We start from the raw sequence: 25160 nt of genomic DNA on the forward strand, positions 1-25160 counted from the left end.
AGCGGCGCTCATGACGGAAGGCAAGTCGATCGTCCAGCGGGGCCTGTGGTTCGAGGAATTCGAGATCGGCACGACCTACCTGCACCGGCCGGGCCGCACCATCACCGAGGCCGACAACGTCTTGTTCACCACGCTGACGATGAACACCCAGTCGCTGCACCTGGACGCGGCGTGGGCCGCCGAGCAGCCGGGCTTTCGGGGCGAGCGGTTGGTAAACTCGATGTTCACCCTGTCCACGCTGGTCGGGCTGTCCGTCTCGCAGCTGACGCTGGGCACCATCGTCGCCAACCTGGGCTTCTCCGAGGTGTCGTTCCCCAAGCCCGTCTTCCACGGCGACACCCTGTACGCGGAGACGGTGTGCACCGGCAAGCGCGAGTCCAAGAGCCGGCCCGGCGAAGGGATCGTCACCCTCGAGCACACCGGTCGCAACCAGCACGGCGATGTCATTGCGCGCGCGGTGCGGACCACGCTGGTCCAGAAGCGCCCCAGCGACCAGGAGGCCACGTGAACCTGCAGTCCGCCGGCCCGGGCTGGCTGTTCTGCCCCGCCGACCGTCCCGAGCGGTTCGTCAAGGCCGCCGCCGCGGCCGACGTGGTGATCCTCGACCTCGAGGACGGGGTGGCCGAAGCGGACAAGCCTGCCGCGCGCAAGGCGCTGCGGGAGACCCCGCTGGACCCCGAGCGCACCGTGGTGCGCATCAACGCGGCCGGCACCGACGAGTACGCCCGCGACCTGGACGCCCTGGCCGCGACGCCCTACACGACGGTGATGCTGTCCAAGACCGAGTCGGCCGCGCAGGTGTCCGCGCTGGCACCGCGCGACGTCATCGCGCTGATCGAGACGCCCCGCGGGGCGGTGTTCAGCACCGAGATCGCCGCTGCCGACGGCACCGTCGCGATGATGTGGGGCGCCGAGGACCTGGTCGCCGCGCTCGGGGGCAGCTCCAGCCGGCTGGCCGACGGCGCCTACCGCGACGTTGCCCGCCATGTGCGGTCGACGGTCCTGCTGGCGGCGTCCACCTTCGGCCGGATCGCCCTCGACGCGGTGCATTTGGACATCCGCGACCTCGACGGCTTGCGGGCGGAAGCCTACGACGCCGTCGCGGTGGGCTTCCACGGGACGGTCTGCATTCACCCGACCCAGATTCCGGTCGTGCGCGACGCCTATCGCCCCAGCGAGGACAAAGTCGACTGGGCGCGAAGGGTATTGGCGGCCGCGCAGACCGAGCGCGGCGTTTTCGCCTTCGAGGGCCAGATGGTGGACTCGCCGGTGCTCAAGCACGCCGAGATGCTGGTGCGCAGGGCGGGGCAGTCCGGCGCCGGTTGAAGCTTCGCGAAAGCGATATCGCCGGCGATATCAAAATCGAAAGTCGTCTAATGGTTGGAGGCTCCGGCCGGCCCCGCCCAAACCCCCGGTGGGCGCGACACGGTCGCGATCGCCGCGGTCTCTTCTCATCTGAGCGCATAATGGTGAGTACGCCAGTGTCGCGGCGAGCGGAGCCTTTCGTGTAGCTGGCGATCGACTTCGGCTCGCGGCGGGTCCCGGTTGAGCTTTTGCTGTGACCCCTGCGGCACCGAAGTAGGGAGACGGTATGGCAAAGGCGCCTCAACCACCGATGACCGTCGACCTCGATCCGGTGCAACTTGTCGCTCCCGACGGCACACCGACGCCCGAACTCCGCTACGGCCGCGACCTTCCCGTGGAGACACTGTCCTGGCTCTACGAGATGATGGTGGTCACCCGAGAGCTGGACACCGAGTTCGTCAACCTCAAGCGCCAGGGGGAGTTGGCGTTGTTCGCGTCCTGCCGCGGTCAGGAAGCCGCCCAGGTGGGCGCGGCGGCCTGTCTGCGCAAGACGGACTGGTTGTTTCCGCAATACCGGGAGCTCGGCGTGTACCTGGTGCGCGGCATCCCGCCCGGGCACGTCGGCGCGGTATGGCGCGGAACCTGGCACGGCGGACTGGAATTCACCAAGAAATGCTGCGCCCCGACCTCGATCCCGATCGGCACGCAGACGCTGCACGCCGTCGGCGCGGCGATGGCCGCGCAGCGGCTCGGCGAGGACTCGGTGGCGGTGGCCTTCCTCGGTGACGGTGCCACCAGCGTGGGGGACGTGCACGAGGCACTGAACTTCGCGGCCGTGTTCGCCACGCCGTGCGTGTTCTTCGTGCAGAACAACCAGTGGGCGATCTCGGTGCCGATCCACAAACAGACCAAGGCACCGTCCATCGCGCACAAGGCAATCGGCTACGGCATGCCGGGAATCCGGGTGGACGGCAACGACGTGCTGGCCTGCTACGCGGTGATGGCCGAGGCCGCCGCCCGCGCCCGGGCCGGCGGCGGACCGACCCTGATCGAGGCGGTCACCTACCGGCTCGGCCCGCACACCACGTCGGATGATCCCAGCCGTTACCGGACCCAGGAGGAGGTGGACCGCTGGGCGGCGCTCGACCCGATCCCGCGCTACCGCGCCTACCTGCAGGGGCAGGGGCTGTGGTCGAACCGCTTGGAGGAGCGGGTCGCTGCCCGCTCGAAGCGGATGCGCACCGAGCTGCGCGACGCGGTGTTCGGGGCACCCGACTTCGACATCGACGAGGTGTTCACCAGCGTGTACGCCGAAATGACGCCCGGGTTGGAGGCGCAACGCCAAGCGCTGCGGGCCGAACTGGGGAGGATCGAATGACCCAGCTCGCCGATCGGCCCGCCGGTCCCGCCGAAACCCTCACCACGGCAACGCAGAACGCGGCACTGGGTGCGCAGTCGATGACCATGGTGCAAGCGCTCAACCGCAGCCTGCATGACGCGATGGCCGCCGACGACCGGGTGCTGGTGTTCGGTGAGGACGTCTCGGTCGAGGGTGGGGTGTTCCGGGTAACCGAGGGGCTGGCCGAAAAATTCGGTGACACACGCTGTTTCGACACGCCGCTGGCCGAGTCTGCCATCATCGGCATCGCGGTGGGTCTGGCGTTGCGCGGCTTCGTCCCGGTACCGGAGATTCAATTCGACGGGTTTTGCTACCCGGCTTTCGATCAGGTGGTCAGCCATCTGGCGAAGTACCGCACCCGCACCCGCGGCGAGGTCGACATGCCGGTAACGGTGCGGATCCCGTCCTTCGGTGGAATCGGTGCCGCCGAACATCATTCGGACTCCACCGAGTCGTATTGGGCCCATACCGCCGGCCTCAAGGTGGTGGTTCCGTCCACTCCGGCCGACGCCTACTGGCTGCTTCGCCACGCGATCGCCTGCCCGGACCCGGTGATGTACCTCGAGCCGAAGCGGCGCTATCAGGTCCGCGGCACGGTCGACACCGACCGCCCCGAACCGCCGATCGGGCGGGCGACGGTGCGCCGCCCCGGCTCGGATGTGACGGTCGTGACCTACGGCAGCCTGGTCGGCACCGCGGTCGGTGCGGCGGAAGAGGCGCAACGCCAACGTGGTTGGAGCGTCGAGGTCATCGACCTGCGATCACTGGTCCCGTTGGACTTCGACACCGTGGCCGCGTCGATTCATCGGACCGGGCGTTGTGTGGTGATGCACGAGGGGCCGCGCAGCCTGGGATATGGTGCCGGGTTGGCCGCCCGGATTCAAGAGGAGCTGTTCTACGAGTTGGAGGCGCCGGTGTTGCGCGCCTGCGGATTCGACCCCCCTTACCCGCCGGCACGGCTGGAGCGACTGTGGCTGCCCGGCCCCGACCGGCTGCTGGACTGCGTCGAGCGTGCGTTGGGGCTGCCATGAACGCCACCGAGCGGGTGAAGTCATTCCGCGTCCCCGACCTCGGCGAGGGATTGCAGGAAGTGACCGTGACGCACTGGAACGTCGCCGCGGGCGACGACGTCGAACTCAACCAGGTGCTGTGCACGGTGGAGACGGCCAAGGCGGAGGTGGAGCTGCCCAGCCCGTACGCGGGTCGGATCGTCGAAACGCGCGGCGGCGAAGGCGATGTGCTGCCGGTGGGGGAGGTGCTGGTCCGCATCGATACGGCACCGCTGAACGGCGACGAGCCTGCGGCCGCCGGGACCGTCCCCACGCTCGTCGGTTATGGCGCGGACGCCGGCATCGACACCAGCCGGCGAACCCGCCGCCCGCTCGCCGCCCCTCCGGTGCGCAAATTGGCCAAGGAATTGATGGTCGACCTGCGCTCGCTGCCACGCGATCCCGACAGCATCATCACCCGCGCCGACGTGTTGGCGGCCGCGGACCAGAACGGTGCCGACGTCCGACCGGTCCGTGGCGTGCAGGCGCGGATGGCCGAGAAGATGGCGTTGTCGCACCGCGAGATCCCGGCCGCCAAAGTCAGCGTCGAGGTCGACTGCACCGAATTGATGCGGCTATCGGATCGGGTGTCGACGGACGAGAAGATCACGCCGTTCATCCTGACGATGCGGCTACTACTCATTGCGCTGTGCCACAACCAGATTCTCAACGCGACATGGGTCGACTCGGCCGAAGGTCCGGCGGTTCGCGTCGAGCGACGTGTGCACCTCGGATTCGGAGTGGCCACCCCGCGTGGGCTGCTGGTCCCGGTGATCGCCGACGCGCACACCAAGACCACCCGCGAACTGGCAAGACGAGCAACCGAATTGGTCACCGGCGCGCGGGAGGGCACGCTGACCCCGGCCGAATTGCGCGGCTCCACCTTCACCGTGTCGAACTTCGGGGCGCTGGGTGCCGACGACGGCGTGCCGGTGATCAACCACCCGGAAGCGGCGATCCTGGGGATGGGTGCGATCAAACCGCGCCCGGTGGCCGTGGGTGATCAGGTCGTGGTGCGCCCGACCATGACGCTCACCTGCGTGTTCGACCACCGCGTCGCCGACGGCGCCCAGGCGGCCCAGTTCGTCACCGAGCTGAGGGATCTGGTCGAATCACCGATGACCGCATTGCTCGACCTGTAGCCCGTGGTGCGGCGGCATCGGATACCGGAACAGGCCGCACTCGCACTACCGGCGCTGCGCGGCGGCCAATCGCTGGGCAAACTCCGGAGACTGGATGGAGTAGGCCTGCGGCCCGAGTTCGGTGCGCATGGCGAACACGTGTTGTTCGTGATCCAGCGATCCCGGGCTGACGGTGGCGCGCATGGTGGCCTTCGTCGCCAGGACGACCTCGCGCGGGGCGGCCCCTGGCCCCCCTGCCAGCTCCAGCGCCGCGGCGACGGGATCGTCGGCGACGGCCAGCGCCAAGCCGTGGTGGGCGGCGGCTTCGGCGTCGAAACGCATGCCGAAAAGCAGTGCCGCGCGCGCGACCTGGGGGCCCACCGCCCGCTGCAGCATCCACGTCGCGCCGCCGCCGGGGTGCAGCCCCAGCTTCTGGAATCGGGCGTCGAACAACGCCGCGGGCCCGGCGATGCGAACGTCGGCCGCCAATGCGAGATTCAGGCCCGCGCCGACGGCCGCGCCGTTGACCGCGGCGATGGTGGGCAGCCGGCAACTGCTGACGGCCATGAAGCCGTCGTAGAGCTGCTGCAGCCCGGTCTCGGCTTTGTCACCGCCGGCCGCGCTGAGCGCGCTCAGGTCCGCGCCGGCGCAGAAGGCCTTGCCGGCGCCGGTGATCACCACGGCGTGCACGTCCGGATCGGCCTCCGCCCGCTCGACGGCCGCGCGCAGGCGGGCCGACATCTCGGCGGTGACCGCGTTGCGCCGGTCGGGGTCGTTGACGGTGATGAGCGCGACGCGATTGTCGACGGTGAACAAGACGAGGTCTGACTGGGCCATCGGGTACCTCCGTGGCTTGGAGTTGGCGCGTCTTGGCGACGCACGATTACGGTGCCGCGGCTGCGACTCGGGGCAGGGTAAGGGTACTGCGGGCGTCCCGGTGGGTTTCGCCAAGTCGGCCGGCGTATGGGTGTGGTTCCACGCGGTCATGAACAGCCGATTAATCGGCTTCGCGTGGCGTCCTTCGGGGATTGCTTAGATCCAACAACGCGAACGCCATTGAGGTGGCGTCGAAATTCGGCAAAGAATGGTCGTGCACTCTCAAATGCGTTTGCGCTTTCCTCGTCTCGGCCTCGATCGCATGCGCGCGCGATCGGACGGCGCTGATTACCAGGATGTATTTAAAGACGCGACGTTGTCGCCGACCTCGGGTTTCGCCAACTTCTTCGCCAGTTCATCGAGCGCCGCCTGGCGCCGTCGCACCGCGCACGCCCGTTGATCCGGCTGCGCGCCGGACATGACCGTCTTTGGCACCGCGTCATTTCGCAATCTGGTGTTCGCGTAGTGGATTGCGGCATCGATCATTTCGATGTAGCGCTCCGCATCGTCGAGGGCGCACGTCCCCTCGATGCGCTGGACCTCATCCCAGCAGGGATAAGAGGAGTACCTGGCATCGAGCCGTTGCTGCGATACCTGTAGACCGAAGTAGCTTCGCCAGTCCCGGCTCAGCCACCCCCGTGTCTTGACCTCGACTTTGATCCTGTTTCCCAGGCCGGCTACGAACTTTGGTTCTCCAACTCGTACCACCGGTTGCCAGTCGTCCGACGTCATCATCGACCACCCCTCGAATAGAGACGCCTACGTCATAATCCCCCCGCTGGCGTCATCTGCTCGCACGACACGCCAATTGTGGTTCCCGAACCGTCTAATAGGCAAACTCTGGGCGACAAGCGGCGGTGAAGCCGTTGTTAAAAACCATTTCCGCCGGGTGTCATGGATGCGATGGGCGCGGGCGGGTATTGCAGGCCCAGGCCAGATGGGCGACGCTGGGACGGATCGATACGTTGCGGGGCAATCGAGGGGAAGCGCGATGGCGAAGGTTCTTTTCGTGGTGACGGGCGCAAGCTACTGGACGCTTCAGGACGGGACGAGACATCCGACCGGCTACTGGGCCGAGGAGTTTGCGGCGCCGTATCGCACACTCACGGACGCGGGTCACCAGGTCGTGGTGGCCACGCCGAAAGGCGTTGTCCCGCATGTGGATGTGATGAGCTTGCGTCCGTCGATGGCCGGCAGTGAAGAGATTGCTGCGGAACTCGAGGAGATCCTGCGATCCGCCGAGGAATTACGGCACCCGATCGCATTGGCCAACGCCCGCCTCGAGGACTACGACGCCGTCTATTACCCCGGTGGTCACGGCCCGATGGAGGACCTCTGGCAGGACGCCGATTCAGGCCGGTTGCTGACCGCAGCGCTGGCCTCCGGCAAGCCCCTGGCCATCGTCTGCCACGCGCCGGTCGCGATGATGGCGACTCGGCGCAACGGCAATTCCCCGTTCGCCGGCTACAAGGTCACGGCTTTCACCAACGACGAGGAGGACGCCGTCGGGCTGCGGGCGAAGGCGCGGTGGACCGCCGAGGACGAACTGGTGAAGATGGGCGTCGACTTCTCCCGGGGCGAGGTCTGGAAGCCCTACACGGTGAAGGACCGCAACCTGTTCACCGGCCAGAATCCGGCCTCCGCGGGCCCTTTGGCGAAGGAGTTCATGAAGGAACTGCCTTAAGCGAAGGGCCGCAACATGTTTCGGTTGCGCCGGGCAATGCCCGGGCGTACGTTTCGGCAATGACCGTCAGATTCCGCCCGTCGCCGACAACGCCGGCGCGACTCCCGTGCACGGACCCACACCATGCCGCCATTCCGGCCAAGTACCGCGCGCTTATCGCGATGGCCGCCGGCGCGGCCTGCGCGCGTCCGGGCGCGGCCGCTGCGGCGGCCGGCGATGCGCGCTCGGCGGGTGCCTCGGCGGCCGAGATCGCCGAAGCGGTCAGGCTCGGCCGCTCCGTTGGGGCCGCCACCATGCGCAGAAGGCACGCGCTGCCGGTGGCGGTCGCGGATTTCCGGGCGTGCACGGTGCTATGGATCGTGGCGCTCATCGTGGGCGCCCTCTTGCTGGCGCACGGGGCGCCGCCCAGCCGCGCCGACGTGTGCGGTGACGGCGCTGCCGTCCCGGCTAGTGGCTGCCCCGACCCCGGCAACCCTGTAGCGGGCCCGCCGGCCCCGGGCCTTGCCAAGCCGCCGTGGCTCGGGGCCATCGAGCAGCGCGACCCGCAATTCGGCGATTCCTACCTGGCGATGCGTGAGCGAATCCTGAGGGATGGCGCTATTCCGGCCAAATACAAGCTCCTCATGGCGATGGTGACCGACGCGATCGCCGCACATCCGGACGGCGTCAAGACGCTTGCCGGGAACGCGCGCGCCGCGGGCGCCTCGGAGCCCGAAGTGACCGAGGCGGTCGAGGTCGGATATCTCTTCGGTGGCACCGCGGCCCTGGTCATGGGCGCCAACGCGTTCGGTGGCTGATCGCCGTGCATGAGCGCGGGACGCGCCCGTTATTGGCGCAGAGACGGAAGATGACGCCGACGCCGCGGCACTCTGCACTTTCGCCCGGCGGTGCGCCGGGCCAGACTTGTGGAATGAAGACACCTGAGCTCACCGCCCACACGCCGACCGCGTCGCCCCCACCCCTCCGACGCCAGCGCCGGCAGCAGGCGCCGACGTCAGCGCGGGTGGCGTGAGCGTGCCCGCCGGCGGGTCCGGCCCGGCGCAGCGCGGGCCGCTGAAAGGCCTCTCGGACGTACGCGCGTTCTTCCACACCAACAAGGTGCCGCTGTACTTCATCTCGCCGACCCCGTTCAACCTGCTGGGCGTCGACCGCTGGATACGAAACTTCTTCTACCTCACCTACTTCGACTCTTTCGAGGGCACACACTCGCGCGTATTCGTGCCGCGGCGCCGCGACCGCCGCGATTTCGACTCGATGGACGAGGTGTGCAGCCACCTCTTGTCCGACCCCGAGACGCTCGAGTTCATCGCCGGTAAAGGCCCCGGCGGCAAGTGCTGCTTTGTGATGATGAACGAGGAAATCCAGGCGCTCGCGCGGTCCGCGGGCCTCGAGGTCATGCATCCGCCGATCGAGCTGCGCAACCGCCTGGGCTCCAAGATCGTCATGACGCGCCTGGCCGACGAGGCCGGGGTGCCCAGTGTGCCCAACACGATCGGTCGGGCCGGCTCCTACGACGAACTGCTGGCGCTCGCACAAGACGCCGGCTTGGGAGACGACCTCGTCATCTCGATCGCATATGGCAATGCCGGCAGCGGGACGTTCTTTGTGCACGGTCAGCGCGACTGGGACGAGCACGCCGGTGACCTGGTCGGGCAGGACCTCAAGGTCATGAAGCGCATCCGCAATGTCGAGGTATGCCTCGAGGGTGCGGTGACCCGCCACGGCACCGTGGTCGGCCCCGCGATGACCAGTCTCGTCGGTTATTCGGAGCTGACGCCGAGCCGGGGCAGCTGGTGTGGCAATGACATCTGGCACGAGGTGCTGCCGCCCGCCCAGACGCATGCCGCGCGCGAGATGGTGACAAAACTGGGCGACGTCATGCGCCGCGAGGGCTACCTCGGCTACTTCGAGGTGGACCTGCTGCACGACCTCGACTCCGACGAGCTCTACCTCGGCGAGGTGAATCCGCGGCTGAGTGGCGCGAGTCCGATGACGAACCTGACCACCGAGGCCTACGCCGACATGCCGCTGTTCCTCTTTCACCTGCTCGAGTACATGGACGTGGACTACGAGCTCGACATCGACGAGATCAACTCGCGCTGGGAGCGCGGCTACGGCGAGGACGAGGTCTGGGGCCAGGTGATACTCACCGAGACCTCGCCGGATATCGAGATCTTCACCGCGACGCCACGCACCGGGGTATGGCGCATCGACGACGACGGCCGGGTCTCCTTCTCGCGGACCGCCAACGACTGGGCCACGCTGCTCGACGGCTCCGAGGCCTTTTACATGCGGGTCGCGGCGCCCGGCGACTTGCGTTCGGAGGGCGCCCAACTCGGCGTGCTCGTCACCCGCGCACACCTGCAGACGGACGACTATCAGCTCAGCGAGCGCTGCCAGCGCTGGGTCAAGGGCATGAAGGCGAAGTTCACCTCAACGCCCCTGACGCCCGCCGCGCCGATCGTCTCGCGGCTCGTCGCGCGCGCGTGAGCGTCCCGGCGGGAATCTCACTGGACAACTGGCTGTCGCCCCCGTATTCGCGGTGGTCGTTCCAGCACGTCGAAGACATGGTGCCGACGGCGATCATCTCGCGCGGGACGGGGCCGGCCGCGGTGCTGCCCACGGCCCCTGCGCCGGTGGCCGAGATCCGGTTGACCAGCACTGACGGCGCGGCCAGCACCGTGGGCGCAGTGATGGCCGCCACCGTTACCGACGGCTGGGCCGTCGCCCACCGCGGGTCGCTGGTGGCCGAGGAGTACCTCGACCACCTCAGGGCGGACAGCCGACATCTGCTGTTCTCGGTGAGCAAGTCGATGGTGGCGGCCGTCGTCGGCGCGCTGCACGGCTCCGGCGCCATCGAGCTGGACGCACCGGTGACGAAATATGTTCCCGCCCTGGCGAATTGCGGGTACGCTGGTGCGACGGTGCGCCACCTGCTGGACATGAGGTCGGGCATCAAGTTCTCCGAGAACTACGCCGACCCGGCCGCAGAGATACACCGCCTCGACCGCGCGATGGGCTGGGCGCCCCGGCGTTCTGCGGACGATCCCGCCACGGTGCACGACTTCCTGCTGACGCTGAGGCAGAAGTCGCCACACGGCGGCCCGTTCGAATACCGCTCGTGTGAGACCGACGTATTGGGGTGGATCTGCGAGGTCGCCGGCGGCCAGCGGATGACCGACCTGATGTCCGAACTGCTGTGGAGCCGCATCGGCGCCCAAAGCGACGCCACCATCGGTGTCGATCCCGTCGGCACCGGATTTTTTGACGGCGGCATCAGCGCCTGCCTGATCGACATGATCCGGTTCGGGTCGCTGTTTTTGCGCGACGGCGTGTCGCTGACCGGCCGGCGGGTGGTGTCGGCTGCGTGGATCGCCGACACCCTCGACGGCGGCCCCGATTCACGCGAGGCCTTCGCCGCCAGCCCCGACCACGACACCGATCTGCCCGGCGGCATGTACCGCAACCAGATGTGGTTTCCGTACCCGGGCAACGACGTCGTGTTGTGCCTGGGCATGTGCGGGCAGATGATCTACGTCAACCGTCCGGCCGAGCTGGTCGCCGCCAAGGTGTCCGCCCAGCCGCACTCCCACGAGCCGCACATGCTGGACACGCTGCGTGCCTTCGATGCGGTCGCACGCGAGCTGGCCGGAATCGCGCGTTAGTGCCTGCAGGCCGCGTCAGGTGTGGACGACCCAGCCCGCCTCGGTGTAGGGAGCGGGTTGCGAGGGATCGTTGATCGTGATGTACAGGTCGCCCGCCCTCGACATCGCGAAGCCGACGAATCCATGTGCGGACTGCCCGTCGTGCAGGCCGCCCGATTGCAGCGGGGGCATCTTGTCGAGCCGTTGGTAGTCCACCGCAAGCGTTGCCGGCTGGGGCGCATCGGCGGGATGGGTCAACGGCTGATTGCCGCCGCCGTATCCGGCGAAGAGGTAATTGCGGTCGAATTGGAAGAACCGGTGGGACGTCGCGGTGATAGTCACTTCCACCACGTTGCACCCTGAGCCGGACGTCGGATCCGCAAAATGAGAGGCGCACCCCGGCGGTAACCACGTTGCACTGTTGACAGTGATGTCGGCGGTCGCGCCGCCAGCCGCCCGCGCATGCACGGGCGCGCCCAACTGCCCGATAGGAAACGGTGGATTCTCGGGCGTGGGGTCAGCCGAAGCGACGGGCCACGGGCAGGCGGCGATCGCCGCGGCAACCGCGGGTGCGGCAATTCTAGATTCCGCGCGCACCCCACGAGGTTACCCGCATCACTGCCGCACCAAAAAGCATCTGACCAGTTGGCCGGGCCGCCCGTTCGTCTTCGGGGGCCGGCCCGAACGCTCAACTCCCTTTAGGGAAGTGTCAAGGTAACCGCACCACATCACGCCGTGGTCATTCGACGAGGTCATCCTCAGGAGGTCGCACACCGCCGTTGCTGAAGGCCGGCAGCAGCTGTGTGAAGGCCGGCAGGAGATCTGTCGGGTCTCCCTGCCAGGGCAGCGCGAACAGTTGCCGGATGCTGCGTCGGCCGCCGAAGGCGCGCAGCGCCTCGAAATCCGAGACGTCGAGGGCGACTTCGCCGCGCGCCGTATGCGACGCACCGAGCTGTACGGATCCGGTCGTGGGGGTGATCAACCGCAGCACCGGCAATCCCGCTTGCCGAATGAATTGGTCGCCCATGGTCGTCACGAACCCCAGTGCTACTTCGAACGTGAGATCGCCTGTGCGAGAGCCTGGTTCGCTCAAGGCGCCACGAATGTCGTGCTCGTGGGTGAGGGTGTCGAAGACCAGCTGGCATGCGGATGCTTGGGGGGCCAGAGCGAGCGTTGCCGTCACCGCCTCGATCATCTGCTCCCACAGGTCCAGTAACTCGTCGACGCTGTGTCCGTCGAGGCGGTCGATCTGCGCCTGAGTCCAGGAGTTCGCGCCCTTGGCCTTCGCGTTGAGTGAAACGACGTCCGCCGCAACGCCGGCCAGGTGAGCCACCGTCTGGCGGATCGTCCAGGCAGGACAAGCCGGCACCGCCAGTTCGGCGACCTCGGCACGGCCGCGTAGCAGCTCATCGACACGCCCGTAGACGAGGCGGTAGGCCGCCGCCGCGTCTGAATGCGGCAACAACCGGGGCGGTCGCGGATCGCGGTCGTCCTCGATTTCGCTGTCAGCCATGCTGTTGTCCTCGGTAAAGCAACGCGCCGGGCGACCGGTCGACATCGGTCGGCGCCCTACTCGCCCTGTTGCGGGTCCGCACGAACAGATGCCGAAGGTTTGCGGCGAGGACGTGGGGCAGCAGTGCGGGGTCGGTCAGCCGGGACGGCTGATCGACCAGGTGGGCGACGCGGAGTAGGCGTTCGGCCACCGCGATGTCGTAGCCGGCGGCGATCAACATCGCGTTGACCATCGCCGCGAGCGGCCTCTGGCGCAGCGAGCGCTTCCCGGCACGAGACGGGACCCGGTCGTTAGCTTGGTTGCGGGCCCACGTGGGACCGATATCGGCGGCAGCGGCGTCAAAGAACCGCTTGGCCAAATCCCGATCGCCACCCCGTAGACGCCCGCGCAGTGCCAGTGCTTGCAGCGCCGCCATCGTCATGCCTTGGCCATAGACGGGGTTCAGACTGCACAGCGCATCGCCCGTCACCAACAAGCCGCGAGGGAACTTCGGCATCCGGTCGTAGCGGCGCCACACCGAGGCCGGGTTGCGGTAGGTGGCGATCTCCCCAACGGGTTCGGCGCGGTGCAGCCCGTCGGCGATCGACCTCGGCAGGGCCTCGGCGGCCACGGCGAGCATTGTCGCGAAATCGGTTGGCGCACCGCCCTGGTCGTCGGGCCGGCCGACGGCCAGCATCCAGGTGTCGTGCTCACACGCCATGAGCAATGCCCCAGGCCGATCGACCCCCTGATTGACCGCGACCAGTTGCTCAACGATGCGGCCGTGGGGGATGCGCAGCCGTTGACTGGAATAGCCGAGGGCGGTGGTCGACCGTTTCTCCGGCGGCCGGCCATACCCCAGTCGCTCTAAGAATGCGGGGGTGCGCGCGGCGCGGCCCATCGCATCGATCACCAGGTCGGCATTCAGGGTGGTTGCTAACCCGTTGTCGCGGTTGACGATCCGCGCCCCGGTGACGGCATCTGCGACGGCAATCGGTTCGACGATGTCGTGTCGGTCGGTAATCGTCACGTTGGGCAGGGCGCCGACCCGACGGCGCACGTGGAGCTCCACGAACGGTCGGCTGGCCAGGCACAATGTCAGCGCCGCGGGATCGGCCAGCCTGCCCGAGCGCTTCAACTCGCAACGGCCCGTCCGCGCATAGATCCGCGACAAGTCGCCGTCCTTCACGACCACGGCTCCGGCGGCACCCATCTCGTCGAGCAGCCCGGGGAAGAGTTCGGCCAGCACCCGCGTGCCGCCGCCCAAGAAGTTGTGGAGGTGCCGATCCTGCGGCACACCCTTGCGCCCGCAGGGATCGTTGGCCAGCGCGTCCCGTTCCACGACGGTCACCGAATCGTAGAACTCCGAAAGAACCCGCGCCGCAAGCAAGCCCGCGATGCCCGCGCCCAATACGACGGCGTGTTCACCGAGCCGACTCGCGGGTCGCTCCTGTTGATCCGCGCCAACCCACGGTTTCGTCGACCTCATGACGGGCGACAGTACACCAAAAATAAGAAAAGTAAGAGATATCTAAGATATCCGTAAGATGGAGGGTACGCGGGAAGGGGCGGGTTAACGCGGACTGTGCGATTCACGCTGACTTCGTCGTCGTCAGCGAGCTGTTCGGGAATGGACGCGTCAGATCCGTTCAGCTGTCAGTTGCCAGATCGGCAGCAGAAGTCGCCCCGCATCATCGACCTCAAGGTGACTGAGGTCCATCGCCGAAGAGTCCCTCTCGAGGAGGCTGCGGACCTTTTCCTTGGTAAAGGTGGTGGCGTAGCCGCGGCGCTGTAGCCGGTGGATCATCCAACCGTTGCTGAAAGATTCGCGCAGGTGGGCCTCGGTGCTCCGATAGGCCGGGATTTCCGCGGGAAGCATGTCCGAGAAGCACAGCAAATGCAGGCGTGCTCCGCGTTCGCAGATCCCGTGCAGCGCGGATATGTAGCTGCGCTGCGCCTCTGCGTCCAGACAGTGCAATAGCGCGCTATCCACAGCCGTGCGGAACGGGCCTTCGACGCCCTCCATCGTGGTCGCATCGGCCACGACGAACTCGACTTGCAAGCCGCGTTCGTGCGCCTTAGTCCGGTTGTCTTCGATCGCGCATGAGGACGCGTCGACCCCGGTGACCTGGTAGCCGCATTCGGCGAAGAACAGCGCGTTTTCCCCGAGGCCACACCCGGCGTCCAGCACGGGGCCGGTGATCTCGCCGGCCTGCGCGAGCTCGACGATGATCGGCTGCGGCGCCCCAATGTCCCACGGAATAACGTCGAGACTCGTGCCGACCTCGCCCGGCGATGTCTTTCCCTCCCGGTACAGCTCGTCGTAGTCGTGTGGCTGCAGAAGCTTCAGGTCTTGCTGTCCTGCCATGAGTGGGTCACCTTCCACGGAAGCTCTTTTTGACGTCTTCGCTGCCCCGCAAATCTAGGGGGCGGGACTGGAGCCTTCCTTGACTGGGAATGGATCCCCAGCTCGGTGCTGATCGGATGGGGTTACATGCGGCAGCGGCGACGTTTCGACCCGCCTCGGGCATCGGTAGCGCACGCCCGGTCCGCAAACAGATCATTCACGCTCGAGCGCCTGGCCGCTGGCGGCGATGAACAGCACTTAGACCCTCGCGGCGGAGCCGCGACGACACAACATCGGGGAAGTCGGTGTCAATCACGAGGCGGCGGGAAATCTACGCTGGGCTCAAGCTCCTCATCCATCACCGTCCGAGCGATGGGCTGCTTCCACCAGCTGTGCGCGCGACGGGGCGTGGCCCTCTTTGCGGTTCAGCGGACGATGATGACCGCCAGGAGACCGCCCAGTGCAATGGTCTGCAGAGCAGCTCGAAGCCAGATGACGCGGTCCCAGCGTCGCTGAAGCTCTTTGGTGTCTGCCGGGACGGTATGGCTAGCTGCGGCCGAGCGGAGCCTCTTGTTGATGGGCGCGCTGATACGCAAATAGATGGCGAGCCAGGCCAGCAGTCCGATCAGGGCGGTCGCTGCCCCGACGCGGGCCGGGACGCCGTCGCTGATGGCGATGGCGAGTCCTGCAGCCAGGATCGATACCACCCCAGGTATAGGCAGGCGGCGGTCCCCATATTCGTGGACTCGGCCGATCAAGTCCGCGATGGAGGCATCGGCGGCGCCGCTTGCGGCCGGCCGCACGATGAGTGCGCAAAACAGGTCGGTGCCGTAGATGATTCCTAGGCTGAGCACGCCGACGACGGCGATAGCGATGGCAACGGTGTTCATGGTGGCGAGGTCGTTCCTTCCAGGAGGTCGGACGGGCTACGCCCGGGCTGTTTCGGGCCCGGGCAGGGCGCGGGTGAGGCAGTCGGTCAGTGCGTCCTCGAACAGCGCATGAAGTTCACTGGCATCGACATCGACACGGCCGACGACGAGGAGCGCAATCAGCCCGTGCGCGGTCGCCCACAGCTGCAATACGTGCTGCTCGGCACGGGTGTCACCGGCGGCGCTGAGCAGTTCGCTCATGATGTTGCCGATAGCCTGCCCTTCAGTCCAGGCGTCGGTGGCGGGCACCCGCACGCCGCCCAGGCCGTACATCAGCTGATAGAGGTCGGGGTCGGTCAGGGCGAAATCGAGGTAGGCATGGCCCGCACGCCGCACTCTTGCAGCCGCCGCGCTCGACGCGTCAGTGCTCGACACGTGGGTGGTGGAGCCGCTGTCAGAATCCGGCTCCGTCTGCTGACTCGCGGTGGCCATGGCCTCCCGGAGCCGGGCGAACGCTTCGCGCACCAGGGTACGGAGGATGTCGTCGCGGCCGGTGAAGTAGCGATAGGCAAAGTTCGCGGAGTACTCGATTTCGCCGGCGAGCCGACGCATGGTGACTGCGTCCCACCCGTCGCGGCGGGCCACATCCAGGGCCGCGGACAGGATCGTCGCCCGCGCGGCGGCTCGCTCCCGGTCTCTCCGTCGCTGGGCCGGTGTCAGCGTAGGTGGGGCCGGGGGAGGCGTGTCCTGTTCGCGAAGCGTCATTGTTCACCACCCTCCTCGGCGACGAAGCTGTCAATCGCGTCCGGATTGTGGCCGTTGACCGTCTTCGCGGAATGTTCCGTGGTGCTGGTGCTCATGACTCCACCCTCGTACTACTTACGGCTTACTCACACCGTAATAATTGTGTACTGTGTAACCTGTACAGTCAAGCAGGTCGGAGGCGCGGCCGCGTGTTCCGGCCGTGTGCTTCCACGATGCGCCCCGAACTGGAGGAGGCGCTTCCGGTCACAGACCGCCGTGCCCGCCGAATTGATGACGCTATCCGGCGCAACGGCAAGGCCGCGCCACCGTACCTGGCCCCGCGAGCGATCCTGATTGCGAATCGAGAGTGAAGGGACAATGTCCATGCATGTACTAGTAACTGGCGTCACGGGAACGATCGGCGGCGCGGTGGCCCGCGCTCTCACCCAACGCGGCCATACCGTCACCGGTACGGTCCGCGACGAAAGCAGTCGCGCGGGGGTGCCAGATGGCGTCGAGGTGGTTGTGGCCGACCTTTTCGAGACCGATGGGTTGTCCCACCTCGCGCAGCGCATGGACGGCGCGGTGCACGCGGCCTCCAGCAATGATGAGCGGGCTGCTGAACTGGATCAGCGTGTGGTAGCTGCCCTGGTCGCAGCCTTCGCCGGCACCGACAAGCCGTTCGTCTACACCAGCGGCCTCTGGCTCCATGGCAACGTCGGATCGGCTCCGTTGACCGAGGACTCACCGCTCGCACCACCGATGGTCGTCGCTTGGCGGCCTGCGATAGAACAGATGTTGCTCGAGGCCGCCGGCCAGGGCCTGCGCACCATTCGGATCCGCCCCGGGCTGGTCTATGGCGGCAGGCGCGGCTACGTGCCCATGCTGTTGGCTCCGGAAGGGAGCGGTGAGGACAGGGTCGTTCGTCACTTTGGCGACGGCTCCAACCGGTGGGCCGTCGTGCACGCCGACGACCTCGGTGATCTCTACGCGTTGGCGGTCGAGTCAGCGCCGGCGGGGTCGGTCTATCTGGCTGCCAGCGACGAGTCGGTGCGCATGAAGGATGCGGCGAAAGTCATGGCCGATCGCCATTCCGCCCAGGTGCAGGCATGGGATCCGGCGGACGCTGAGCGGTATTGGAATGTGATGGTTGAAGCGCTCATGTTGGATCAAGTCGCTACTCACGCTCACGCCCGCGGCGAGCTGGGCTGGCAACCGCACCGGCCGGGCCTCCTAGAAGAGCTGGCCGCCGGATAGGCGATATCGACGGAGTTGGCGACGAGGGACGGTGGAGGAGGTAGACGCCGTCTCGAACCCCCGTCCTCACGCACGGATCGGGTGACGTGGTTCGCGAGGTTGCGGCTACGCCGATCAACGAAATAGCCGATCCGAGTGCTCCTCAGCAAGCGCCGAGGACGGGCGCGCCGTCCAGTTCGCTGGGCTGGCCGCGCAGCCTATGACGACTGTGAACCAAATAGTCGCGGCGTTGTTGCACGGTCCCTTGCCGTGCAGCCCATGACCACAGCGAACCTGATTCGCCAGGCGCCAATCCCGCTGTCGCCGAAGGACTTCCGCGAATCCGTGAACGGCGCCTAGGCGACGCGTTCACCACCCGGTCGGCATCTCGCCAAAGCGGCCTCACAGTCTAATAAACACATCGTTGCGCCGAGTTGAAATCCTTCGTTTCTGGCCTTCCTGGTAGCCCGACCAGTCCTAAGACCCCCCATAATGTTTACAACGTCCCTTTATGGTGACGTTGTAACCGAAATTTCCGGTGACATTGTCACCGAATCCGAGAGGGGGACATCCGGGTATGGAGCTGAGAGGGGGACATCCGGGTATGGAGCTCCGAATACTGGGATCGATAGAGCTCTGGACGGGCAGCTCATTGGCAAATATCGGCCCTGCGCGGCAACGCTCTATCCTCGGCGCCCTGCTGGTTGACGCTGGACGGCCGGTGCCACTGGAGTCCCTTGTCGACCGCGTATGGGGGGACCGACCGCCGGCAGAAGTCCGTAACGTCGTCTATACGTACGTTACCCGGTTGCGCCGCGCATTAGCTCAGGCCTCGGCGGCGCTGCCCGAGCCGATTAGCCTGGTCAGATCGCCGGCCGGCTATCTGGTTTCGACCGATCTCGGCGCCGTGGATCTCGTGCGGTTCCGTCGGCTGCTCAAGAGCTCGCAGCAGGAGGGGGTGGACGACCAGGAACGCAGCACGCTGCTCCAGCAGGCGCTGAAGATGTGGCGGGGTGACGCACTGGTCGGCATGCATAGCGAGTGGGCGGACGGGGTCCGGCAGACGCTGCGGCAGCTGCACAGCGAGGCGCTCTGCCAGTGGGCGGATGCCGAGATTCGGCTCGGGCGCCCGAGCGCCGTTCTCGCGGAACTCCGGAATGCGATGCTGAACGACCCACTCTCCGAGCAGCTATGCGAACGCCTGGTGCTCGCGCTCTACATTGAGGGCCGCACAGTCGACGCCCTTGAGCGCTATGAGTCGATACGCCAGCTGATCGCCAAGGAACTCGGTACGGATCCGTCGCGGCGGCTGCAGCAGCTCTATCAAACGATCCTGCGTGGCGAAGCGGTCGATCCCACACCGGCGCCCGAGCGAAGCGGCGACCTGCGCAGTGCCGAGACGCACCAGGTCGTCGAGGTCTCCCGGCCGACCCTGGTCGTCCCGCAGATGCTTCCGCTCGACCTACCTGACTTCATCGGGCGGGCCGGGGAACTCGATGTGGCCGAGAGAGCCTTGACGCGGCCGACGGCCTCACAGCCCCCAGTCGTGCTGGTAGTGGGCGGGGGAGGTGTCGGCAAGACCGCGCTGGCCGTGCGCCTGGGGCATCGACACCGGTCCGCCTTCCCGGACGGGCAGCTGTATGCGGCGCTGCGCCGCAGCGGCGCGCATCCGGCAGACCCCTACGCGGTTCAGGGTCGGCTGCTGCGGGCCCTGGGGACGGATCACGACCGCATCCCGACCGACCCAGACGAGCGTTCCGAGGTCTACCAGCTGGCTCTGGCCGGGCGTCGGCTGCTGCTCATACTCGACGATGCCGTCGACGATGACCAGGTGCAGCCTTTGCTGCCGAGCAGCCGAGCCACCGCGGTACTGATCACCAGCAGAGGCTGGCTCAGCGCTCGGCCCGGCGCCTGCGTCATACAGCTGACGGCCCTGCCGCCCGGCGACAGTGTGCGGCTCCTGACCCACGTACTTGGCAAGGAGCGCGTCAACCGGGAGCCGGCCGCGGCCGCAGCGGTCGCCCGGTATTGTGGCGGGCTGCCGCTCGCGCGGCGCGCTGCGGCCGTGCGGCTCAACATCCCCCCCCCCTGGTCGCTGCGTCGCTACGCGGAACGGCTCAGGGAGGGGGCCCGGCGCCTGGACGAGCTGGCCCACAGCTCACTGAGCGTGCGCGCCTGCTTCATGGCGTCGTACGAGACGCTGCCCGCCGATGCCCGCGAAGCGCTCCGCTGCCTGGCCGATCTGACGGTGGCCGAGTTCGACGCAAATCTGGCATGCCAGTGGCTCGGCAAGGACTTCACCGCAGTCGAGGACACCTGCGAGAAACTGGTGGAGACCCATTTTCTGACGGTGGCCGAGTCCGCAGTAGCCCAGCACCACACCCGCTACCGCCTCGACGGTCTACAGCGCAGTTTCGCGCGCGGGCTCAGGGATGACCGTGCCGACGAGACCACGGAGGCGGTGCAGCTCCGTCTAGCGCGCTGACCTGCTATTACACCCCCGGTCAAGACGGGCTCCAGCCTTGCGCCCATCTCAGTACCCCAGGGTTGACCCCGGCAGCACTTACCAATGCGATCGGCTGGCTGCGCCAGCGTCACACCGGGTCGCGGGAGGAGTACCTCATGACCAGTCGGACCGGCTCTGTCAGTCGCGAGACGCCGCGGGGTTGCCTAGCGATGTTCACCGGACAGGGCTCGCAGCGCCCCGGCATGGCAAGCCACCTGCTCGACACCTATCCCTCGGCCCAACAGCTGTTCGCCCAGGCCGATGAGATCCTGGGCCTGCCGATGTCGCAGATCTGCGTGACAGGAAGTGCAGAGGAACTCGCCCGAACCGAGATCACCCAGCCGGCGATCGCCACGACCAGCCTCGCCATCTGGGATCTGCTGCGGGCAGCCGGCTACCGGCCCGCAGTAATCGCGGGCCACAGCCTCGGCGAGTATCCGGCTCTGGTCGCCGCCGGGGTGTTGTCCCTCGAGTCGGCCCTGGAGCTGGTGCGGCTGCGCGGCCAACTGATGGGCGACGTGGCTCGCGAGGTGCCCGGCGCGATGGCGGCGATAATGGGCCTGCCCGCGGACAAGGTGCTGGCCGCCTGCCGTAGCGCCGACGACGTCGGCGTGGTCGAAGTCGCGAACTACAACGAGCCGCTGCAGACCGTCATCTCGGGGCATGCCCGCGCCGTAGAGGCGGTGGGCCGGGCCGCGCTGGAGGCCGACGCCGAGCGGGTCGCGCCGCTGGACGTTGGTGCACCCTTCCATTGCTCGCTGATGGCCGCGGTCAAAGAGCGGTTCACCGAGGCCCTCGCTGCCAAGCGGTTCGCTGACCCCACGTTGCCGGTGATCAGTTCGGTCACCGGCACCTACGTTCGCTCGGGCGAGGAGGCCCGGGAACTGCTGCGGGGTCAGCTCACCGGACCGGTCCGCTGGGTCGACGTGCTGCGCACGGCCGCAAAGCACCCGGTCAGCGCGTACACGGAGATTGGCCCGGGCCGCGTGCTCAGCGGACTCGCCCGGCGAACGCTCGGAGAGGTCTGCATCCGCTCCACTGGAGACCCGCGTCGCCTGACGGCGCTCTACCGCGAACTGGCACCGGATGCTGGCCCGCCGACGGCCTGCAACAGCCCGGCCCATCCATTAGCAGCAGTGATCCAAGAAGGGTGAAGAACATATGTCTCAACAGGAAAAGAACCTCGACACCGTCGTCCAGGAGGCAGTCGCCGCCGCGCTAGGCGTCGACATCGAGGAGGTCGTACCCGAGGCCACCCTGCTGGGTGACCTGGACGCCGAGTCCATCGACCTGCTCGACGTCCTGTTCCGCATCGAAAAGGCGTCGGGCGTAAAGATCAAGGTCGCGGACATGGCCGAACTGCTCCAGGGCGGCATACCCGACGAGGAATTCGCCGACGAGAACGACATCATCAACGAGGTCGGATTGGCTCAGCTCAAGAAGTCGCTGCCGCAGATCGATGTGGAGGAACTGGCCGGCAAGCTCACGGCGGACGAGGTGCTGACCCTGTTCACCGTTCAGAACCTGACGGATCTGGTGACCGAGCGTGCTGCCCGCTCCACAGCGTCAGTGTGAAACGGGGGAGGGGCGGCCGCCAGACCGCTCCGCCCCGTCGCCACTGCGGGTGCGGACCGGTGTGGACCTGGTCGAAGTGGCCCGGATAGAGGAGCTGATGACCTCGCAACCCGAGCTGAGGGAACGGGTGTTCACCTCCCGCGAGCTGGCCTACTGCTATCGGCGCAGAAGGGTGGGCGAGCACCTGGCATGTCGGTGGGCCGCCAAGGAGGCCGTTCTCAAGAGCCTGGGGACCGGGATGGGCCCGCGGATGGAGTGGACGGATATCGAGGTCGTCAATGACCGTGGCGGACGCCCCACAGTGCGGCTGTACGGCGAGGTGGCCGTCGTCGCCCGATCCCTAGACATGGACTACATCGACATCTCTCTGAGCCACAGCGGAGGACTCGCTGTCGCTCAGGCCGTCCTGGTGTGCCTGCCCTGCCCCTCGGCGCCGCCCCCTAACGGGAGCCGCCCGCCCGCGGGGCTTCGGACACAGCACCAGCCCGCACCAGATACGGCAGAAGAAGACGATCCGGCAGGGCAGTCGGATAGGGCAGAAGGAGGCGATCGGTATGAGGCTTGACGGCCGGACCGCGCAGCTCGGACTGGGGCGGCCCAAGACTGGCGAAATGGCGCGGTTCCATCCGATGGGCCACGTCGACGGCGAGCAGATGCCGCGGACGGAGGCGGTGCTATGAACCGCAGGGTAGTCGTGACCGGCATGGGCGCCGTGACCCCGCTGGGCAACGACGCGCCGAGCACATGGCAGGGATTGGTCGAAGGGCGCAGCGGAGTCGGTCAGCTGACCACGATCGACACCACCGGCTTCGAGGTGACCATCGCCGGCGAGGTTAAGGACTTCACGCTCGGCGATGTGGTGCCCAGCTCGGTCGGTCTCCGCCATCTGTTACGGCCGGGCACCTTCGGTGTGGCCGCTGCCTGGGAGGCACTGCGCGACGCGGCCGTCGACAAGGAGACGTACGACAGCGCGGACATGGGCGTGGCCATGGGGGCGTGCGTGGACCGGCCGGACCTGCAGTGGCTGGTGGACGTCGGCGCGCTGCGCGACGAGACGGGTCGCGATGACGCGTTCATCCCGTACGCGCCCTCGGACGCGTTGGCCTACAGCCAGAACATCGCCGCGGCGGCCATGGCCCGGATGGTTGACGCGACCGGCCCGATGATGGGCCTGTCCACGGCCTGCTCGAGCTCCGGCCACGCCGTTGGGGAGGCGTTTCGCGCCCTACAGGAGGGCGACGCGACGCTCATGCTCGCCGGCGGCTACGACTCGCTGACGACCTGGCTCGACGTGCTCTGCTTCAACCTGCTGGGCGCACTGACGAAGGACTACAACGACGCCCCGGAGCGGGCCAGCCGCCCGTTTGACGCTAATCGGTCCGGGTTCGTGCTCGGGGAGGGCGGCATCGTCCTAGTACTGGAGGAACTGGAGGCGGCCCGGGCCCGCGGGGCGCGCATCCTTGCCGAGATCCTGGGTTACGGCACCAGCTTGAACGCCTGGCGGATAACCGATTCGCCGCCGGACGGCAGCGGAGCCATCGAATCCATCCAGGCGGCAATCGCGGACGCCGGTCTCGAGCCGGCCGACATCGACTACGTCGTAGCGCACGGCACCAGCACTCCGGGCAACGACCTCTCGGAGACCACTGCGATCAAGAAGGTGTTCGGTGACGCCGCCGAACGGCTGGTGATTAGTTCACCCAAGTCGATGGCCGGTCATCTCACCGCGGCGGCCGCCGGTTTGAGCGTGTTGGCGGCCATCGGGGCGATCAACAACTCAGTGGTGCCGCCGACCATCAACCAGGAGGCACCCGACCGGCGTCTCGGCCTCGACTTCGTCCCGAACACAGCTCGCGAGCGAGACGTGCGGTACGCCCTCGTTAACGCGTTCGCCTTCGGTGGCACCAACGTCGGGCTAGTCGTGGGGCGCTACGAGGAGGAGCGATGACGACCGCGCAGCGGATCCGAACTACAACACCGCACAACGGCACCGGGCGCCAGGTCGTCATCAGTGGTATCGGAGTGCTGACCGCGCTGGGCGAGGGCCCCGAGGCCAACTGGAAGGCCCTGGTGACCGGCAAGTCCGGGATTGGCCCGATCAGGGCCTACGATCCGTCGCCGCTGCAAACCCGACTGGGTGGCGAAATCGCCGATTTCGACGCGTCCCGGTTCGCCACCAGGCGCCAGCTGCGCACCATCAACCGAGGCGACTGCCTGGCGCTGGCCGCCGCCCGGCTCGCCCTCGACGACGCGGACCTGCCGCACACCCAGACTGGCGGCGACGAGCTCGGCCATCGGGCCGGCCTATATCTCGGCGGAAACAAGTCGCTCGGGCGCACTGAGCAGCTGATCGACGAGCTGAAAACCATCCGCCGGCCAGACGGTACGGCCGACCTCGCGCACCTTGCGCGACACGGCGATCGCATCATGCCGCCACTGTTCTTCGTCGAGGGGCTGCCCGCCGGCGCGGTGTTCAACATCTCGCAGGTGTACGGCATCCGGGGCTCCAGCAGCTTCTTCGCGGGCTACGCGGACGCCGGTGCCACCGCGATCGGCCGGGCCATGCGCGCTGTGCGACGCGGGGACGCGGATGTGGCGATCGCAGGCGGCTACGACGACGCCACCAGCTGGTGGTCGATGACGCTTCTGGACAGGCTTGGCCTCCTGACCACCCGCAACGAGCGGGGGCACGGGGCGTACCGGCCCTACGACCGGGGCCGCGACGGAGGGCTCCCCGGCGAGGGCGCCGCGCTGCTGGTGCTCGAGGAGAAGCAAGCGGCGCTCGACCGCGGCGCCCGGATCTATGCAGAGCTCAGCGGTTATGGCGCCGGCCATGACGCTCGTACACCACCGGCCGCAGACCCGGAGGGACGCGGTTTGGCCCGAGCGGTGCGGCGCTCGCTCGACGACGCCCGGCTGGCTGCCGACGACCTCGGCTACGTTGCCGCCGACGGCTCCGGGACCCGGCTAGGGGACTCCGGCGAGGCTGCCGCTCTGCGTGCCGCGCTGGGCCCCGCCGTCCGGTCGGTGCCGGTGAGCTGTGTCAAGCCGCAGACCGGTCATCTCGTCGGGGGCGGCGGTGCGCTCAACGCTGCCGTGGCCGCGCTGGCCCTATACCACGGGTCCGTGCCCGCGACGCTCAACCTCGATGACCCCGACCCGGCCTGCGATCTGAACCACGTCCGCGGCAGCGCCCGCGAGTCTCAGCCCTCCCATGCGATGGCTCTGGCCCGGGGCATCGAGGGCCAGGCCGTGGCGCTGACCCTGTCCAGGCACGCGTAAGCGGGCGAACGCTGCTGTTCAGAGAGGGAGC

At 67.6% G+C, this 25160-nt stretch carries 25 protein-coding genes; 17 read left to right on the plus strand and 8 right to left on the minus strand.

The window, feature by feature from the left end; translation table 11 throughout:
* Positions 1-10 precede the first annotated feature (10 nt).
* The 5 genes from C1737_RS01420 to C1737_RS01440 all read left to right on the plus strand — a co-directional run bounded on the left by C1737_RS01420 (position 11) and on the right by C1737_RS01440 (position 4895).
* Positions 11-508, plus strand: coding sequence for a MaoC family dehydratase (locus tag C1737_RS01420; protein ID WP_102417023.1), 498 nt, complete (start codon positions 11-13; stop codon positions 506-508).
* Entirely contained in the window at positions 505-1326 is an 822-nt protein-coding gene (locus C1737_RS01425; RefSeq protein ID WP_102417024.1) for a CoA ester lyase, read from the plus strand. Before C1737_RS01420 ends, C1737_RS01425 begins: the two co-directional genes overlap by 4 nt.
* Positions 1327-1591: 265 nt before the next feature.
* Positions 1592-2683, plus strand: coding sequence for a pyruvate dehydrogenase (acetyl-transferring) E1 component subunit alpha (gene pdhA, locus C1737_RS01430; protein WP_067926739.1), 1092 nt, complete (start codon positions 1592-1594; stop codon positions 2681-2683).
* Positions 2680-3735 carry a 3-methyl-2-oxobutanoate dehydrogenase subunit beta gene (gene bkdB, locus C1737_RS01435; protein ID WP_102417025.1) on the plus strand — a complete coding sequence of 352 codons (1056 nt, stop codon included), beginning with the start codon at positions 2680-2682 and terminating at the stop codon, positions 3733-3735. The genes pdhA and bkdB overlap by 4 nt, the downstream gene beginning before the upstream one ends.
* Positions 3732-4895, plus strand: coding sequence for a dihydrolipoamide acetyltransferase family protein (locus tag C1737_RS01440; RefSeq protein ID WP_102417026.1), 1164 nt, complete (start codon positions 3732-3734; stop codon positions 4893-4895). The genes bkdB and C1737_RS01440 overlap by 4 nt, the downstream gene beginning before the upstream one ends.
* Before the next feature lie 45 nt (positions 4896-4940).
* On the opposite strand, the gene C1737_RS01445 is transcribed toward C1737_RS01440, so the two are convergent.
* Together C1737_RS01445 and C1737_RS01450 are read right to left on the minus strand one after the other, a co-directional pair.
* Entirely contained in the window at positions 4941-5711 is a 771-nt protein-coding gene (locus tag C1737_RS01445; protein ID WP_102417027.1) for an enoyl-CoA hydratase, read from the minus strand.
* A gap of 327 nt (positions 5712-6038) precedes the next feature.
* The gene (locus C1737_RS01450) at positions 6039-6482 is read right to left on the minus strand and encodes a hypothetical protein (protein ID WP_067926749.1); all 444 of its coding nucleotides are present in this window, start codon (positions 6480-6482) and stop codon (positions 6039-6041) included.
* Between the two features lie 259 nt (positions 6483-6741).
* Between C1737_RS01450 and C1737_RS01455 the strand changes: the two genes are divergently transcribed.
* From C1737_RS01455 to C1737_RS01470, 4 genes are all read left to right on the plus strand, one after another.
* Complete coding sequence (locus C1737_RS01455; RefSeq protein WP_102417028.1) at positions 6742-7434, plus strand: type 1 glutamine amidotransferase domain-containing protein; 693 nt, start codon at positions 6742-6744, stop codon at positions 7432-7434.
* 59 nt (positions 7435-7493) lie between these two features.
* Positions 7494-8231: a carboxymuconolactone decarboxylase family protein gene (locus C1737_RS01460; protein WP_102417029.1), complete on the plus strand. Its 738-nt coding sequence runs from the start codon at positions 7494-7496 to the stop codon at positions 8229-8231.
* 211 nt (positions 8232-8442) lie between these two features.
* Positions 8443-9924: a biotin carboxylase gene (locus C1737_RS01465; RefSeq protein ID WP_067926755.1), complete on the plus strand. Its 1482-nt coding sequence runs from the start codon at positions 8443-8445 to the stop codon at positions 9922-9924.
* Positions 9921-11099, plus strand: a complete 1179-nt coding sequence (locus tag C1737_RS01470) for a serine hydrolase domain-containing protein (protein WP_102417030.1) — start codon at positions 9921-9923, stop codon at positions 11097-11099. The genes C1737_RS01465 and C1737_RS01470 overlap by 4 nt, the downstream gene beginning before the upstream one ends.
* A gap of 15 nt (positions 11100-11114) precedes the next feature.
* Here the strand turns inward: C1737_RS01470 and C1737_RS27470 are convergent, their stop codons facing one another.
* The 6 genes from C1737_RS27470 to C1737_RS01500 all read right to left on the minus strand — a co-directional run bounded on the left by C1737_RS27470 (position 11115) and on the right by C1737_RS01500 (position 16551).
* On the minus strand, positions 11115-11675 hold the full coding sequence (locus tag C1737_RS27470; RefSeq protein ID WP_199182766.1) for a hypothetical protein: 561 nt from the start codon (positions 11673-11675) through the stop codon (positions 11115-11117).
* A 142-nt stretch (positions 11676-11817) separates the two neighbouring features.
* Positions 11818-12591, minus strand: coding sequence for a maleylpyruvate isomerase N-terminal domain-containing protein (locus C1737_RS01480; RefSeq protein WP_158243941.1), 774 nt, complete (start codon positions 12589-12591; stop codon positions 11818-11820).
* Positions 12584-14059, minus strand: a complete 1476-nt coding sequence (locus C1737_RS01485) for an NAD(P)/FAD-dependent oxidoreductase (RefSeq protein ID WP_102417032.1) — start codon at positions 14057-14059, stop codon at positions 12584-12586. The genes C1737_RS01480 and C1737_RS01485 overlap by 8 nt, the downstream gene beginning before the upstream one ends.
* Positions 14060-14209: 150 nt before the next feature.
* Positions 14210-14938: a class I SAM-dependent methyltransferase gene (locus C1737_RS01490; protein ID WP_102417033.1), complete on the minus strand. Its 729-nt coding sequence runs from the start codon at positions 14936-14938 to the stop codon at positions 14210-14212.
* Positions 14939-15342: 404 nt separating this feature from the next.
* Positions 15343-15807, minus strand: coding sequence for a DUF1772 domain-containing protein (locus C1737_RS01495; RefSeq protein WP_102417034.1), 465 nt, complete (start codon positions 15805-15807; stop codon positions 15343-15345).
* Positions 15808-15843: 36 nt separating this feature from the next.
* A complete protein-coding gene (locus tag C1737_RS01500; RefSeq protein ID WP_102417035.1) occupies positions 15844-16551 on the minus strand; it encodes a TetR/AcrR family transcriptional regulator in 708 nt (235 codons plus the stop codon).
* 363 nt (positions 16552-16914) lie between these two features.
* Here C1737_RS01500 and C1737_RS01505 point away from each other — a divergent pair, with 363 nt between their 5' ends.
* From C1737_RS01505 to C1737_RS01535, 8 genes are all read left to right on the plus strand, one after another.
* The gene (locus tag C1737_RS01505) at positions 16915-17787 is read left to right on the plus strand and encodes an NAD-dependent epimerase/dehydratase family protein (RefSeq protein ID WP_068096718.1); all 873 of its coding nucleotides are present in this window, start codon (positions 16915-16917) and stop codon (positions 17785-17787) included.
* Positions 17788-18370: 583 nt separating this feature from the next.
* A complete protein-coding gene (locus tag C1737_RS01510; protein ID WP_158243942.1) occupies positions 18371-20251 on the plus strand; it encodes an AfsR/SARP family transcriptional regulator in 1881 nt (626 codons plus the stop codon).
* A 137-nt stretch (positions 20252-20388) separates the two neighbouring features.
* Positions 20389-21426, plus strand: coding sequence for an ACP S-malonyltransferase (gene fabD, locus C1737_RS01515; protein WP_199182767.1), 1038 nt, complete (start codon positions 20389-20391; stop codon positions 21424-21426).
* A 7-nt stretch (positions 21427-21433) separates the two neighbouring features.
* Entirely contained in the window at positions 21434-21847 is a 414-nt protein-coding gene (locus tag C1737_RS01520; RefSeq protein ID WP_102417038.1) for an acyl carrier protein, read from the plus strand.
* A 61-nt stretch (positions 21848-21908) separates the two neighbouring features.
* Positions 21909-22412, plus strand: a complete 504-nt coding sequence (acpS, locus tag C1737_RS01525; protein WP_102417039.1) for a holo-ACP synthase — start codon at positions 21909-21911, stop codon at positions 22410-22412.
* On the plus strand, positions 22402-22527 hold the full coding sequence (locus C1737_RS27360; RefSeq protein ID WP_255396502.1) for a hypothetical protein: 126 nt from the start codon (positions 22402-22404) through the stop codon (positions 22525-22527). Before acpS ends, C1737_RS27360 begins: the two co-directional genes overlap by 11 nt.
* Positions 22524-23795, plus strand: coding sequence for a beta-ketoacyl synthase (locus C1737_RS01530; RefSeq protein WP_102417040.1), 1272 nt, complete (start codon positions 22524-22526; stop codon positions 23793-23795). Before C1737_RS27360 ends, C1737_RS01530 begins: the two co-directional genes overlap by 4 nt.
* Positions 23792-25129 carry a beta-ketoacyl synthase gene (locus C1737_RS01535; protein WP_102417041.1) on the plus strand — a complete coding sequence of 446 codons (1338 nt, stop codon included), beginning with the start codon at positions 23792-23794 and terminating at the stop codon, positions 25127-25129. Before C1737_RS01530 ends, C1737_RS01535 begins: the two co-directional genes overlap by 4 nt.
* Positions 25130-25160: the final 31 nt, after the last annotated feature.

This window comes from Mycobacterium sp. 4858 (assembly GCF_900240975.1).
Lineage (GTDB): Bacteria > Actinomycetota > Actinomycetes > Mycobacteriales > Mycobacteriaceae > Mycobacterium.